A 14140-nucleotide genomic window follows, 5' to 3' on the forward strand; every position below is an offset into this window, starting at 1 on the left:
CGACTCCGACCCGGAAGGTGACGGCCATGCCCAAGGTCCGCGTACACAACATGACGATCTCCCTCGACGGCTTCTCGGCCGGCGAGAACCAGCGCATCGACGCGCCCTTCGGCGACGGCGTCGGCTGGGGCGACGAACTGCACGCGTGGTTCGTCGAGGCCTCGCGGGACGCCGCCGCGGGAAAGACGGGGACCGACGTGGACTACTACGTCCGAGGCGACGAGAACATCGGCGCCACGATCATGGGCCGGAACATGTTCGGACCGCAGCGCGGCCCGTGGCAGGACGAGTCCTGGAAGGGCTGGTGGGGCGAGAACCCGCCGTACCACCACGACGTGTTCGTGCTCACGCACCACCCGCGCCCGAAGCTGGAGATGGACGGCGGCACGACCTTCCACTTCACCGACGACACTCCGGAGCGGGTCCTTGAGCGCGCGTTCGAGGCCGCGGACGGCAAGGACGTACGGATCGGCGGCGGCGCGGCGGTCGTGCAGCAGTATCTGCGCGCCGGCCTGATCGACGAACTGCACCTGGTCATCGCCCCGTTGCTCATCGGCCGCGGCGAACGGCTCCTCGACAACGTGGCGGAGGGCGTGGAGGGCTACCGGGTGGCCGAGATGGTGAGCTCGTCGAGCGTGACGCATGTGATGCTGGTGCGCCGCTGAGGTGCCGTCGCGCGCTCGGCTGCGGGTGCGCCGTGGCGGTCAGCCGCGCGGCCGCCACCGCAGCAGATTGCTGCACAGCTCCGCCTGTTCCACCGCGTCGTCCAGGGCGTGGTGGGTGTGCGGCCGGCCCGGAAGCAGCTCGCGGGGCATGGTCCGCTTGGCGACGGCCCTGAGCGGAAGATTCGCCTTCGCCGCGTACAGGCTCTTCAGGTCCAGACAGCCGGAGTGCCCGAAGGGGCTCCCGCCGGTGAAGCGGAGCAGGTACCAGTAGAGGAAGGTCCAGTCGTACGAGGCGGGATAGCCGCACATGACGGGCTGGGTTCCGGCACTCACCTCGCGCACCCAGGCGCTGAACTCCCGCAGAGCGGTGGAGGGTTCGGCGCCCTCGCGGACCAGCCGGGCCCGGTCGAGGCCGCTCACCGCGAGGGCTTCGGGGTTGAAGTCCTCGCTGATGGGCCGCAGTTCGCGGTAGAAGGTGCGGGCTTCGGGGTCGTACGGCACATAGGCGCCGTCGGGGTCGTGGCGGCCCGCGACCGCCGCACCGAAACTGATCATCGAGTACGGGCCGGGGATGGGACCGTCCGCCTCCACGTCCACGGAGATGTACAGGCTGGGTCCGGCCGCGCGGCGGCTCCGGCTCGGTGCGGACATGGGGGCGAGGATGGCAGGGGCGGCAGCACGCGGGCATCCGGTTTTCGTGGGGTCGACCTCAGTGGTGGTGGGTGCGGCCGGTCCGAAATCCGTGTGCGCACACTTGTGCCCCTCTGTCACGATGCCCGGCATGTCCCACCGTCATCCGGAATCCCTGGAAGTACCGCACACGCTGGAATCCCTCGTCATCCGTCACACCTACCGCCTGCCCGTGCCCGAGGCGCCGGAAGTCGGTCGAGGGGCCGTCGTCGCACGGCAGTTGGATGCCGTGTTGCTCTCCGCGGGGTTCAAGTTGTCCGCGCCGCTTTTCGCGCGGGTCGGGGGGCTGGCCCCGGAGACGGTCGCGGAGCTCGGGCGGCGCACCCTCGATACCGTGCGCCGGATCGTGGGCGATCACGTCGAGCACAACGTGTACTTCATCGACTTCCCGCGGAACGTGCCCGAGACGCAGGCGTTCTGGCTGGAGTGCGTGCGCAAGGCGCTGCTCGACGAGGAGGCCTGGGAGGGCACGCTCGGGCAGCTCCGCGACGGGCTGGTCGATCTGGTGAGTCTGCCGGCGTACGGGCGCTACCAGCACACGTACGAGGAGCTGCTCGCCCGGCACGAGGAGTTGGTCGAGGCCGCCGGTGACCGGGTCACCGTGCTGCACCTCGGGCGGACGGTCGAGGAGGAGGCGCGGGAGCTGTATCTCGCGCTGGCCGGGAGCCGTACGCCGCTCGGCGAGGAGCACCTGGAGGATCTCGGTGTACTGGCCGCGCACTGCGTGGACGGGGTGCAGCCCGGGGAGATACCCGTGCGCGAGCACCGCGCCGTCGTCAACAAGGCGCGGCTCGGGGCGGGTTCGGGCCTGCTGCTCGACACCGTGACCGACGTGCTGCGGCTCGCGTGCGCTCTCGCGGGCGGCGATGTGTCGCTGCGGGAGCCCACGAAGTTCGTGAAGCTGTCGCGGCCCGTGCGCCGCGCGCTGCTCGCCGGTCTGGACGCGGTCGTCTCCGCGTCGCCCGCGAAGCTCGCCGACGTACGCGTGCACCGCGAGGCGTGGAAGCGGCTGGGCGAGCGGCTGCATCCGCACGAGTACCCGCGGTGGCCGTCCGCGGCCCGGGTGTTCGCGGTCGCGCGCGGTGAGGAGAAGGTGCCCTCCCTCGCGGGACGCACGGAGGCGCTGCTCGCCGAGGGTGACGTGGCCGGTGCGGCGCAGCTGCTCACGTCCGCGCCCGGTGTGCTGCTGCGCTCGGTGGACCGGCTGCTGCGCCTGGCCCGCACCGACGAGGAGCGCGAAGCCGTGCTCGCCGCCGTCGGGCAGGCGGCGCCGAAGGCCGCGGGCCGTGTGCTGCTGTCGGTTCGGCTGCATCTGCTCAACCGGGGCGGCCGGCTCGAACAGGGCGGTGCGCGGCGGGTGTTCGTGAACCGGCTCGGGCGCGCCTGGGTCGCCGAGGACACGCGCCCCGCGCTCCCGGCGGCCGTGCGGGACCGGCTGGTCTCGGTGCTCGACGCGGAGATCGCGGGCCGGCTGCCGGAGCCCGGGCCCGTCCTGGTCGACCCGGACATGCTCGAGGTCGCGCTGCCGCTCAGCGGCAAGGCGGTCTCCTCGGGCATCGGCGTGCTGCCGCGCGGCTCGGTGTCACCGGTGGACGGCGAGCTGCTGCGCTTCTTCACGTACTGGAAGGAGCGGCGGGAGACCACCGACTACGACCTGTCGGCGCTCGTGCTCGACGAGGAGTACGAGGAGGTCACCTGGCTCTCCTACACCCGCCTTGCCGACGTGGAGGGCAGGCACTCGGGCGATGTCACCGAAGCACCGGACGGCGCCTCGGAGTTCATCGAGCTGCGGCTCGGCGCGGTGCGCGGGCCGTACATCGTGCCCGAGGTCCTGCTGTACTCCGGGGAGAGCTTCCTGGAGGTGGCGGAGTCCTTCTTCGGGTTCATGCTGCGCGAGGGCGAGCAGCAGGGCCGGCCCTTCGAGCCGCGCACCGTGCGCATGAAGTCGGAGCTGCGCGGTCCCGGCCGCGTCGCGCTGCCGCTGGTGTTCCGGCGCGACGGGGAAGGGCGCTGGCACGCGCACTGGCTGCACCTGTACCTGAAGGGGTCGCCGCAGGCCAACCGGGTCGAGGAGAACAAGGTCACGGTCGGTGCGCTGCTGCGGGGCATCGTCGACCGCGAGCAGCTGACGGTGCGCTGGCTGCTCGGCCTGATGCGCGGTGCGGAGGTGACGGTGTGGGACGGGGTGTCGGTGCCGGAAAGGCCGGTCACGTTCATCGGGATGCGGCGGCCCGAGGGGCTGCACCCGGAGGCGCGGGTGCTCACGCCGGAAAATCTGCGCGACGTGGTGCCGGCCTGACTGCTAGCGTGCGGCGCACCGAGGCCATGAGGCGGCTTCCTTCTCCCTTCTTCATGAATAGACGAATAGCCGCTTCGCTCTCCTCGGTCCGGTGAGGCCCTGGGACGGCTTCCTTCTCAGACTCCTTTGCTGACCTAGCCGTCCCGCTCTCCTCACCGACGACTCGAGGTCCGCCGGGCGACCCCACCCCCCACGGGAAGGACGCCCGGCGGACCGGTCTTGTTGCGAGCAGGGTCAGCGCACGTCGTACGCGCGGACCACCAGCTGCTCGACGGTGTTGCCGTTGACGTCGGTCACCGTGGTCTTCAGGGTGACCGGCTTGCCCGAGGCGCCCGCGTGGTCCACGGTCGCGGTCCGGGTGGCGCCCGAACCGGAGATCTCCGCCTCGGTCCAGGTCTCACCGCCGTCGTACGAGTACGACAGGGCGGCCGACTTGATGGCGCCGGGCGTGTAGCCCGCGTGACCGGTGACCTTCAGCTCGATCTTCTGGCCGTCCGCGGCGGCGAGGGTCTTCATGCCGTCCTCGGGCAGGGCCAGACGCGGGTAGAGCAGCGGCAGGCCCACCGAGTACTGGGCGGAGTCCAGCTTCGAGCGGAACTTCCAGGTCGTCTGCACACCCTGCGAGCGCTCCCACACCCGGGCGGGTGCGCCGAACTTCTCGGTCCGCATGGTGAGTTCGTACGCGGCTTCCTCGGCCGGCACCTCGAAGACGCCGTACGGGACGGGCCGCGTGCCGATCTCCTCGCCGTCCTTCGACAGGCTCAGGTTGCCGATGTCGCCGAACCCGCCGGCCTCGCCGTGGTGCGAGCCGTCGCCCCAGAAGCCCGGTGCGAAGCCCATCAGTTCACCCTGCCGCTCGGCGGTCAGGACCTCCTTGCCGGTGGCCTGGTCGCGCGGGGCGGCCGGTGCGACCGCGCCGTCGTACCAGCGCTCGGTGACGGTGCGGCCCGCGACGAGCTCGCGCTCGGTGCCGACCATGAACTCGCCCCACGGGAAGCTGCTGGAGAGCATCCGCTGCCAGCGGGCGCCGTCACCGGCCGTGTAGTAGTCGGTGCGCTCGCCCGGCGCCGGGACCGTCTCGATGTCACCGAGCATGACCTCGGTGCCGTCCGGCCGCACCGACTTGACGAAGTCGAGGTAGTCGGCGGCCACGCCCATCGCGTGCACCGTGGAGTCGACCTTGGCGAGCCGGCTGTCGCGGACCTTGTAGGTCCGGTTGCGGTACAGCGGACCGTCCTCGGAGAAGGACAGGTTGTACATGTACGGGGTCTTCGCGGTGGCCTTCCAGGACAGCTCCACCGTGCCCTTCGCGAGCTGGTCGAGCAGCGCCTTCGCCTCGTCCGACGGCAGGCCGAGGGCGGGCAGTTCGCCGCCGACGAAGCCGGCGGCCGGGTACCAGCGGCCGGGTGCGTCGCGGTGGGCGATCACCGCGAGGGCTCCGGCGGTCTTGGCGTCCCGGCTGACCCGGGCCACCGAGGTGCTGCCCTCGGGCAGCTTCACCAGGGCGATCTTCCCCTTGACTCCGGCGGCCGTCAGCTCGGCGGGCGTGCCGGCGCCCGCGTCGACGAGCTGCGCCGTCCCGGTGCCGTCCAGGTTGGCCGAGTTGGTGGAGGAGGTGACCGGGTGCAGCGCCTGGCCGCCGACGACCTTCAGCTCGCTGATCTGCGGGGCGCCGCCGCGCCAGTGGCTGCCGAGGCTGAACTCGCCCTCGGTGGCCCGGCCTTCGACGGAGGCGTAGTAGCCGCGGATCGACCGGCCGCCGCTCGCGGTGCCGCCGTGGCCCCAGATGTCGTCCCAGGAGCGCAGGAACGACAGGGTGGTGCCGCGCAGTTCGGCCGGCTTGTCGGTGTCGACGTCGAGCCGGTGCGCCGCTCGGGCGTCGAGGACGATGGTGGTGTCCTTCTTCAGCTCGACCTGCGGGTGGCCCAGGTAGGTGAGCGAGTCGACCAGCGTGGCGTTCTCGCCCGCGTCCGGGGTGGCGACGTAGCCGGACAGGAAGTAGCTGCCGGGACGCAGCTCGTACGTCTGGTCGGCGGCGCCCTCGTTGAAGCGCCGCTCCCCGGTGTTGGCGTCCATGTTGATCACGTCGACGGAGGAGCCGGCGCTTGCCGGCTTGCCCTGGCGGTCGACCAGCTTGACGCGCAGGGTGACCGTCTCGGGCTGCACGTACAGCGAGAACGGCGTCGAGACGGTGGTGCCGCGGGTCTCGGCCACGAGCCGGCCGGCCACGTCTCCGTACTGGCCGCGCGTGAGGTACGCCGTCGGGTCGATGCGCAGCGGGACCTTGACGGTGGCGCCCGCGGGCACGGTCACCGAGCGCTGCTCGACCCTGGCCACGGCGGAGCGGATGCGGCTGCCGTCGTTGCCGGTGACGTCCTCGACGGAGAGGTTCAACCGGACCGGTTCGTCACCGGTGTTGGTGTACGGGACCTCGACAGTGGTGCGGTCGCTGCTGTCCTGCGGCCAGTTGAAGGCACCGCCCTGGACGGCGGGTGCGGAGAGCACCTTCTGGTCGATCGCGCCCTTGACGTCGAGCACGCCGCCGCCCACCTCGCGCACGTCGCCGGGAATGTCCTGGTCGGCGGAGGCCACGAGGGCAGCCTTGAGCTGCGCCGGGGTCCAGTCGGGGTGGCGCTGCTTGAGGATCGCGGCGGCGCCCGCGACATGCGGGGTTGCCATCGACGTACCGCTCATGGACTGGTACGCGTACACGCCGCGGCCGCCGGCCTGGGCGGCGGAGATGCCCACGCCGGGGGCGGCGATCTCGGGCTTGAGGGTGTGGCTGCCGGTGACCGGGCCGCGGCTGGAGAACTGCGCGGTCCTGTCCTCGCGGTCCACGGCGCCGACGGTGAGCACGCTGGGGGCGCAGCCGGGCGAGGAGACGGTGTTGGCCTGCGGGCCGAGGTTGCCGGCCGCCACGACGAACAACGTGCCGGATTTCGCGGCGAGTTCCTCGGTGGCCATGGCCATCGGGTCGGAGCAGTCGCTGGGCGCGCCCGAGCCGAGGCTCATCGAGACGACGTCGGCCTTGCTGTCCACGGCCCACTGCATGCCGGCGATGATCCAGGACTCCATGCCCTGGCCGTAGTCGTTGAGGACCTTGCCGCTGAGCAGTTCGGTGCCGGGTGCGACGCCCTTGTTCTTTCCGCCGCTCGCGGCGCCGGAGCCGCCGACGGTGGAGATGGTGTGGGTGCCGTGGCCGTCGCGGTCCTGGGCGGTGTCGGAGTCGGTGAAGTTCTCCGCCTTCGTGACACGGCCCTCGAGGTCGGGGTGCGCGGTGTCGGTGCCGGTGTCGAGGACGGCGACCTTGGTGCCCTTGCCGTCGTAGCCGGCCGCCCAGGCCTCGGGGGCGTGCACCTGCGCGGTCGACCGGTCGAGGGTGCTCTCGACCTTCTTGTCGAGCCAGAGCTTCTTCAGGCCGCCGGTGGCACGCGACTTGGCGGTGGTGACGTCCTGCCAGAAGTCGGCGGCCTTCTTCTTGTCGGCCTTGAGGGCGACACCGTCGATCGCGTCAAGGACCAGCGCGCGCTCGGCGCCGCGGGGGGCCGCGGGGGCGCTGCGGCCGACGTCCACGGTCTTGTCGTAGACGGCGATCAGGGGCAGGGACGCGGCGTGCCGGTCGTCGTAGCCCTGCCGGATCAGGCCGGAGACGTTGAAGAGCTCCTCGTCCACCGTGCCCGCGGCGAGCGCCTCGGTGACGCCCTCGGGGTACACGTAGAGGTCCTTGCCGGCGGTTCGGGTCTGGAAGAACGGGACCGTGCCGTCCTCGCGCGGCAGCGCGACGGCCGTGCTGCGGCCGGAGTCGTCCGTGGTGACCAGGACCTTGTCGCCGTTGACCAGCGTGACGGTGGACTCCTGGGCGCCCTTGCCTGCGGCCTGCGCGGCCTGGCTGCCGACCAGAGGTCTGCGGTCCGGTTCGGATCCACCCTGTGCGGCCTGTGAGGGCGCGGCCAAGGTGGCGGCCAGGGCCGCGGCGGTGGCCGCAACCAGGGCCTTACGGGATATGGGACGCATATGTCTCCCCCACTAGAGCCTGCGGTGGCGACACATTGGCAAAGAAACGGGTGGTGCAGGGATGATGTGCCGAGGCGGGTTTGTGCCGTGGCCGTTTCCCGCCACGGCGCGAGGCACCGAGGGGTCGGGTTCGGCCGAGAGGTCGGGGTTGTACGTGCGTGAGGGGTACGGGCGGATGCTGGGGGCCATAGGTCTGGACGAGGTCCAGGAGGCGGCGTATCGCGCGCTCGTGACGCTCGGCGCGGCGGACGTGCCTGATCTCGCCGACCGGCTCTCACTGCACGAGACCGACACCGAACGGGCGCTGCGCCGCCTCGAACACCACGGTCTGGCCGCCCGGTCCAGTGCGCGTCAGGGCCGCTGGGTCGCGGCTCCCCCGGGCGTCGCCCTGGGTGCGCTGCTCACCCAGCAGCGCCATGAGCTGGAGCAGGCGGAGCTCGCCGCGGCGCTGCTCGCCGAGGAGTACCGGGCGCAGGTCGACGAGCCGTCGGTGCACGATCTGGTCGAGGTGGTCACGGGCGCGGGCGCGGTCGCCCAGCGGTTCCTCCAGCTACAGCTGGGCGCCACGCAGGAGGTGTGCGCGCTGGTGACCGGGCGGCCCACGGTGGTCTCCGGGTACGAGAACGACGCGGAGGAGCAGGCCACGGCGCGCGGGGTCGCGTACCGCGTGATCGTGGAGCGGGCCGTGCTCGACCTGCCGACCGGGCTGCTCGAACTCTCCACGGCCCTGCGCCGCAACGAGCAGGTGCGGGTGGTGGACCGGGTGCCGACGAAGCTGGTCATCGCCGACCGCTCCCTCGCGATGGTGCCGCTCACCTCGCGCGACGCGGAGCCGGCTGCGCTCGTGGTGCATGCCAGCGGGCTGCTCGAATCGCTCTACGGCCTGTTCGCCTCCGTCTGGCGCGAGGCGCTGCCGCTGCGGATCGGCGAGGACGAGACCCTGGAGACACAGGAGGCCGACGGCCCGGACGCCACCGACCTGGAGATCCTCTCGTTGCTGCTCGCGGGCCTGACGGACGCGAGCGTGGCGAAGCAGCTCGACCTGGGGCTGCGTACGGTGCAGCGCCGCGTGAAGCGCCTGATGGAGCTCACGGGGGTGACCACCCGGTTGCAGCTGGGGTGGCATGCGTATGAACGGGCTTGGGTGGCGCGGTAGTTCCTTCGGGAGCGTCCCCCCTGTCGTTCGTCCGCTCCACCCGCGGCCTGGTCCGCCGGTCCTAGGTCGCGCGGCCGTGCGCACGCGGACCGTGGCCCGATGCGGTGCGGGCCGCCCGGTGCCAGGGTCGGGGCATGACCGCAATCAGCTTCAGCGCCGCGGAGCGCACGTATCTGGAGAGCCAGCGCCTTGGCCGGATGGCGACCGTCGACCCGAAGGGGCAGCCCCAAGCCAACCCCGTCGGGTACTTCCTCCAGGACGACGGGTCGATCCTCATCGGCGGATACGCGATGGGGAGGAGCAAGAAGTGGCGGAATCTGCAGGCCAACCCGCGGATCTCGCTGGTCGTCGACGACATCGTGAGCCTGCGGCCGTGGACGGTGCGCGGGATCGAGGTGCGGGGCACCGCGGAACTCCTCGTCGGACCCCACGCGTTGGGGGCGCATTTCAGCCAGGAGGTCATCCGGATCGTTCCGGAGTGGACGCACAGCTGGGGCCTTGCCGAACGCGGTGAGGACGCCTAGAGGACGCCCTCCAGGCCGAGCAGCCGCTCCTTGCGTTCCAAGCCGCCCGCGTAGCCGGTGAGGGTGCCGTCCGCGCCGATCACGCGGTGGCAGGGGCGCACGATGAGCAGCGGGTTGGCGCCGATTGCGCCGCCCACCGCCCGTACCGCCGCGCGCGAGGCGCCGATGGTGCGGGCGATCTCGCCGTACGTGGTGGTGGCGCCGTACGGGACCGCGTCCAGCGCCGCCCAGACCTGCTCGCGGAAGGCCGTGCCCTCGGTGCGGAACTCCAGGTGGAATTCCTCGAGTTCGCCCCGGAAGTACGCGGCGAGCTGGCGCTCCGCCTCGGCGAAGGCCTCCGGTGCGTGCACCCACCCGTCCTGCACGGTCCGGCCGCCCTTCTGCCCGGGTACGGACAGCGAGCTGAGCGCGCCGGTGCCGTCCCCGGTCAGCAGGAGTTCACCGACAGGGCTCGGGACGGTCGTGTAGTACGTGGCGGTGCTGTCTGTCGTCGTGGTCGTGGCGGTCGGCGCGGTCGTCGTGGTCATCGCTGGAGTTCCTTCTCGGTGCGGGCCGCCTGCACGTGGCGGTGGGCGTAGGAGCGCCAAGGGCGCCAGGTGTCGTCGGAGGGCTCGTCCGGGGGTGCGACATCGGGGTCGCCGAGCGCGCGCGTGCGGATCAGGGCCGCGGTGCGCGGGTCCACCCCGGCCACGGTGCGCAGCGCCTCGTCGGCGTCGTCGCGGTCGGCTCCGGGGTCCAGGCGTACGGAGCCGTCCGCGAGCGCCTTGGCGAGCGGCAACTCGTGGGCGAGCAGGGCGGGTTCGGGGAAGACATGGGTGAGCGTGCCGCAGGGGTCGGCCAGCGCGGTCCCGTACCGCGCGAGCGCCTCCTCGGCCGCCTCCGGCCCGAGGACGGCACGCAGCGCGAACTCCTCCGGGTCGGCGGCACCGGGTGAGCGCAGTCCGGGGCGCGCGGCGAGGAGTTCCGCGAGCCGCGGGTCGGCGGACAGGCGCTCCTCGATCGCGTACGGGTCGGCGTCCAGGTCGAACAGCCGGCGCAGCCGCTGCACGGCGGTGGTGAGGTCGCGCAGGTCGGTGAGGTGGATCCGGGCGTCGAGCCAGGGTCCGGGCGCGTGCTCGTCCACGGCGACGATGCCGGTGCCGTGCGGCAGGCGCAGGGTGCGCCGGTAGGTGCGGGTGCCGGGCTGCCCCGTGACCTCTTCGATCCTGGCGATGGCCTCGGCGGCGAGCAGGTCGAAGACGGAGGCGGCGTGGTACGGGCCGCGGTAGGCGAGGCGCAGCGGGACACCGGCGCTGCCCGCGACCACGGAGCCGGGCCCCGACCTGGCGGCCCCGGCGCCCGGCTTCGGCTTCGCGGTCCCGGCGGCCGGCTTCGCGGTCTTCGTGCCGGTCTCCGTGCGCAGTTCGCTCGGGGTGCGGGCGTAGATCTGGCGGATCGTGTCGTTGAACTGCCGCACGCTGGCGAACCCGGAGGCGAAGGCGACGTCCGTGACGGGGAGCTCGGTGGTCTGGAGCAGGACGCGTGCCGTGTGGGCGCGCTGGGCCCGGGCGAGGGCCACGGGTCCGGCGCCCACCTCGGCGGTGAGCTGGCGCTGCACCTGGCGGGGGCTGTAGCCGAGGCGCAGCGCGAGGCCGGGCACGCCCTCGCGGTCCACGACCCCGTCGGTGATCATGCGCATGGCCCGGCCGACGACGTCGGCCCGCGCGTTCCAGTCGGCCGAGCCCGGCACCGCGTCGGGGCGGCAGCGGCGGCAGGCGCGGAAGCCGCCGCCCTGGGCCGCGGCGGCGGTCGGATAGAAGCGGACGTTGTGCCGCTTGGGCGTGATGGCCGGGCAGCTCGGACGGCAGTAGATCCCGGTGGTCGCCACGGCGAAGAAGAACTCCCCGTCGAAGCGGGGGTCCCGGCTGCGTACCGCCTCGTAGGCGGTTTCCTGGTCGATCACCCTTCCAGTGTGGGCCCCGCCGGGGTGTGCGGCTGGCGGGAATCGGACATGGCGTTCACGGAGGTGCGGGGCCCCACCCGTGGGTGCGGGCCCCACCCGTGCGCTGCCGGGCCCCGCCCGTGCGCTGCCGGAGGTGTCCTGCCCCCCTGCCGCAGCTGTCCCTACGCCCAGGCCATGTTGATCGCCCGCTCGAAGTTCACGTATCCGGCCCGGACGAAGGCGTTCGCCATCGGGACGTTGCCGAGGTCCGTGGCCGCGCGGATCCGCGGTACGTCCTGGGCGGCGAGGATGCGGGTGCCCTCGCCGAGGATGCCGTGGATGTAGCCCTTGCCCCGGTGCTCGGGGACGACCCCGATGTACGCGAGGACGGGGTTGTACCCGTTGTGGGCGGGGATCACGAAGCCGACCGCCTCGCCGGTGTCCGCGAGCGTCGCGATCTGCCACCACTCGCGCGGGGTGGTGTAGCGGGCGAACTCCTCCTCCCACTGCGCCTGCGCCGCCTCGGCCGGGGTCATCCGCTTGAGGTCGTCCTGGCTGTGGAAGTCGAGGGTGCCTTCGAGGGTGCGGGTCTGGAGGGCGAGGAGCTCGGCGTCGTCGAGAGCCGGGCGGAAGGCGAGCCGCGGGTCGCGGGGCGGCAGCTCGGTGCCGGGGCGCCATTCCAGGCGCAGCCGCTCGACGGTGAGCCGGGCCCCGGCGGACTCCAGGACCGACATACGGGTCTCGACTGCGCGCCGCGCCGCCGGGTCCTCGCGCCAGTCGGCCGGGACGAAACGCTCGTACTCGGGCGGGGTCGTGCCCTCGGGCAGGACGGCGGCGGACGCCTTCGCGTACAGCGCGCGGGCCGCGTCGCCGGCGTCCGGATCGCTGTCGTCGACGTCCAGGATGTCGAGGTACACCGGCTCCCCGGTGCCGGTGCGCGCCCACCAGGCGAGCCGGGCCACGACGCGCTCGCCGCGCAGCGCCAGCCACATCCAGCCGGGACGGCGGCGGTCCTCTGCGAGGTCGTCGGCCAGCTCGTGGTTGATCGTGTACGGCAGGGCGGTGAAGAGGTCGATCTCCTCGGGCCCGGATATGGGGCGGAGGACGAGGTCTGAGGCGGTTCCGTGTGCAGGCATGGAGGCCGACAGTAGGCAGCCGCACACCGCCCGTCAACGATCTTTCAGCGCACGAGGCCCGGCGCGGAAAAACATTTGGCGCCGGGCCCCCGCGTCGGGTTACCTTTCCTCCGTCGAACCGAGGACCGGCACCGGGCGGAGCCCGAACCCAGGTCACCGGTCGAGCCGAAATCACTGGAGAACCGGGAGGTGTGACTGATGACTGTCGTCGCCCTGGCGGACCGCGTCCGCACGCAGAAGACCATCACCAACCCCCTTGTGGTCTCCGGCTGATCCCACACTGAACCAACGGCGCCGCCGAGAGCGCGGCGCACTGCCGGGGCCACTTCCCTTCGAAGGGTCCCCCCGAGTTGAATATCTCTTCCTCCTCCCACCCCCTGACCGGCTACGGCTGGGACACGGACTGGGAGGCCGCTTTCGCGCCGTATGCGGAGCAGGGCCTCGTCGTGGGCCGTGTGGTGCGGGTCGACCGCGGGCTGTGCGACATCGTGACCGCCGAGGGCACGCTGCGCGCCGACACCGCGCTCGTCACACCCCGCGATCCCCTGAAGGTCATCTGCACCGGTGACTGGGCCGTCGTCGACACCGTCGCCGACCCGCCGCTGGTGCGCACCTACCTGCCCCGCCGTACGGCCTTCGTACGCAACACCTCGTCCAAGCGGTCCGAGGGCCAGATCCTCGCCGCCAACGTCGACCACGCGATCATCGCGGTGCCGCTGACCGGGGATCTCGACCTCGGCCGTATCGAGCGGTTCCTCGCACTCGCCTGGGAATCCGGGGCCCAGCCCCTGGTCGTCCTCACCAAGGCCGACCTGGTGCCGGACCCGGTGGCCCTCTCGTATCTCGTCGAGGACGTCGAGACCACCGCCCCCGGCGTGCAGGTGCTGCCCGTCAGCTCCGCGCTCGGCGAGGGCGTCGAGATCCTCCAGGCCGTCGTCGCCGGCGGTACGAGCGTGCTGCTCGGCCCGTCCGGCGCCGGCAAGTCCACCCTCGCCAACGCGCTGCTCGGCGAGGACGTCATGGAGGTCCAGGCCATCCGTGACGTGGACGGCAAGGGCCGGCACACGACGACCACGCGCAACCTCCTGGCGCTGCCCGGCGGCGGCGTCCTCATCGACACCCCCGGTCTGCGGGGCGTCGGCCTGTGGGACGCCGAGACCGGGGTGGGCCAGGTCTTCTCGGAGATCGAGGAGCTGGCCGAGCAGTGCCGGTTCCACGACTGCGCGCACGAGACGGAGCCCGGCTGCGCGGTGCTCGCCGCGCTCGAGGACGGTTCGCTCCCCGAGCGCCGTCTGGAGAGCTACCGCAAGCTGCTCCGCGAGAACCAGCGGCTGCTCGCCAAGACCGACGCCCGGCTGCGGGCGGAGATCCGGCGCGACTGGAAGCTCAAGCACGCCGAGGGCCGCGCGGCCATGGAGGCCAAGGGGCGCGGGCTGCGCTGAGGCGCCACGCCGGGCGCGGGCTCCGCTGAGCCGCCCCGCCGCCCGGCGGTGGTGTCAATCCGACTTCCGGTGAGGGGAGTTGTCAGTCACTCCTCCCCTCACCGGCAGGGCCGGTGCCTGGCCGGGCACCGGGGGAGAAGGGCCCGTCGGCCGGCTGTGGCGGCCTGGCCGACGGGCCCTTCGGCATGCCCGGGAGACCCGGCCGCCTCCCCGGCCACCGCCCCCCAGGCCCGGGTGCATTCGTCGAACCACCGCCGCCGCAGCTCCGGGTGCATTCGTCCAACCACTGGCCC

General features: G+C 72.5%; 10 protein-coding genes. 5 read left to right on the forward strand and 5 right to left on the reverse strand.

Translation table 11 applies throughout. The annotated features are described in order from the left end of the window. Positions 1-26 precede the first annotated feature (26 nt). Positions 27-665: a dihydrofolate reductase family protein gene (locus BLT97_RS06235; RefSeq protein WP_093607593.1), complete on the forward strand. Its 639-nt coding sequence runs from the start codon at positions 27-29 to the stop codon at positions 663-665. A gap of 39 nt (positions 666-704) precedes the next feature. Here the strand turns inward: BLT97_RS06235 and BLT97_RS06240 are convergent, their stop codons facing one another. Then, positions 705-1316 carry a 3'-5' exonuclease gene (locus tag BLT97_RS06240; protein WP_093607594.1) on the reverse strand — a complete coding sequence of 204 codons (612 nt, stop codon included), beginning with the start codon at positions 1314-1316 and terminating at the stop codon, positions 705-707. Positions 1317-1446: 130 nt separating this feature from the next. Between BLT97_RS06240 and BLT97_RS06245 the strand changes: the two genes are divergently transcribed. Continuing rightward, positions 1447-3654 (forward strand): TerD family protein, encoded by a 2208-nt coding sequence (locus BLT97_RS06245; RefSeq protein ID WP_093607595.1) that lies wholly within the window; start codon positions 1447-1449, stop codon positions 3652-3654. Positions 3655-3888: 234 nt separating this feature from the next. Here BLT97_RS06245 and BLT97_RS06250 read toward each other — a convergent pair whose 3' ends face one another. Beyond that, positions 3889-7668 carry a S8 family peptidase gene (locus BLT97_RS06250; protein ID WP_093607596.1) on the reverse strand — a complete coding sequence of 1260 codons (3780 nt, stop codon included), beginning with the start codon at positions 7666-7668 and terminating at the stop codon, positions 3889-3891. A gap of 175 nt (positions 7669-7843) precedes the next feature. Between BLT97_RS06250 and BLT97_RS06255 the strand changes: the two genes are divergently transcribed. Together BLT97_RS06255 and BLT97_RS06260 are read left to right on the forward strand one after the other, a co-directional pair. Continuing rightward, positions 7844-8824 (forward strand): helix-turn-helix transcriptional regulator, encoded by a 981-nt coding sequence (locus BLT97_RS06255; RefSeq protein WP_093607597.1) that lies wholly within the window; start codon positions 7844-7846, stop codon positions 8822-8824. A 134-nt stretch (positions 8825-8958) separates the two neighbouring features. Continuing rightward, positions 8959-9348 carry a PPOX class F420-dependent oxidoreductase gene (locus BLT97_RS06260; RefSeq protein WP_093607598.1) on the forward strand — a complete coding sequence of 130 codons (390 nt, stop codon included), beginning with the start codon at positions 8959-8961 and terminating at the stop codon, positions 9346-9348. Here the strand turns inward: BLT97_RS06260 and BLT97_RS06265 are convergent. From BLT97_RS06265 to BLT97_RS06275, 3 genes are all read right to left on the reverse strand, one after another. After that, positions 9345-9875 (reverse strand): methylated-DNA--[protein]-cysteine S-methyltransferase, encoded by a 531-nt coding sequence (locus tag BLT97_RS06265; RefSeq protein ID WP_093607599.1) that lies wholly within the window; start codon positions 9873-9875, stop codon positions 9345-9347. The two genes, BLT97_RS06260 and BLT97_RS06265, sit on opposite strands and share 4 nt — an antisense overlap. Continuing rightward, complete coding sequence (locus BLT97_RS06270; RefSeq protein WP_093607813.1) at positions 9872-11287, reverse strand: bifunctional transcriptional activator/DNA repair enzyme AdaA; 1416 nt, start codon at positions 11285-11287, stop codon at positions 9872-9874. Before BLT97_RS06270 ends, BLT97_RS06265 begins: the two co-directional genes overlap by 4 nt. Positions 11288-11451: 164 nt before the next feature. After that, positions 11452-12405: a GNAT family N-acetyltransferase gene (locus tag BLT97_RS06275; RefSeq protein WP_093607600.1), complete on the reverse strand. Its 954-nt coding sequence runs from the start codon at positions 12403-12405 to the stop codon at positions 11452-11454. A 350-nt stretch (positions 12406-12755) separates the two neighbouring features. Here BLT97_RS06275 and rsgA point away from each other — a divergent pair, with 350 nt between their 5' ends. Beyond that, on the forward strand, positions 12756-13847 hold the full coding sequence (gene rsgA, locus BLT97_RS06280; RefSeq protein WP_093607601.1) for a ribosome small subunit-dependent GTPase A: 1092 nt from the start codon (positions 12756-12758) through the stop codon (positions 13845-13847). The last annotated feature ends 293 nt before the right edge of the window (positions 13848-14140 follow it).

Origin of the sequence: Streptomyces indicus, from assembly GCF_900100315.1 — a bacterium.
GTDB lineage: Bacteria > Actinomycetota > Actinomycetes > Streptomycetales > Streptomycetaceae > Streptomyces > Streptomyces indicus.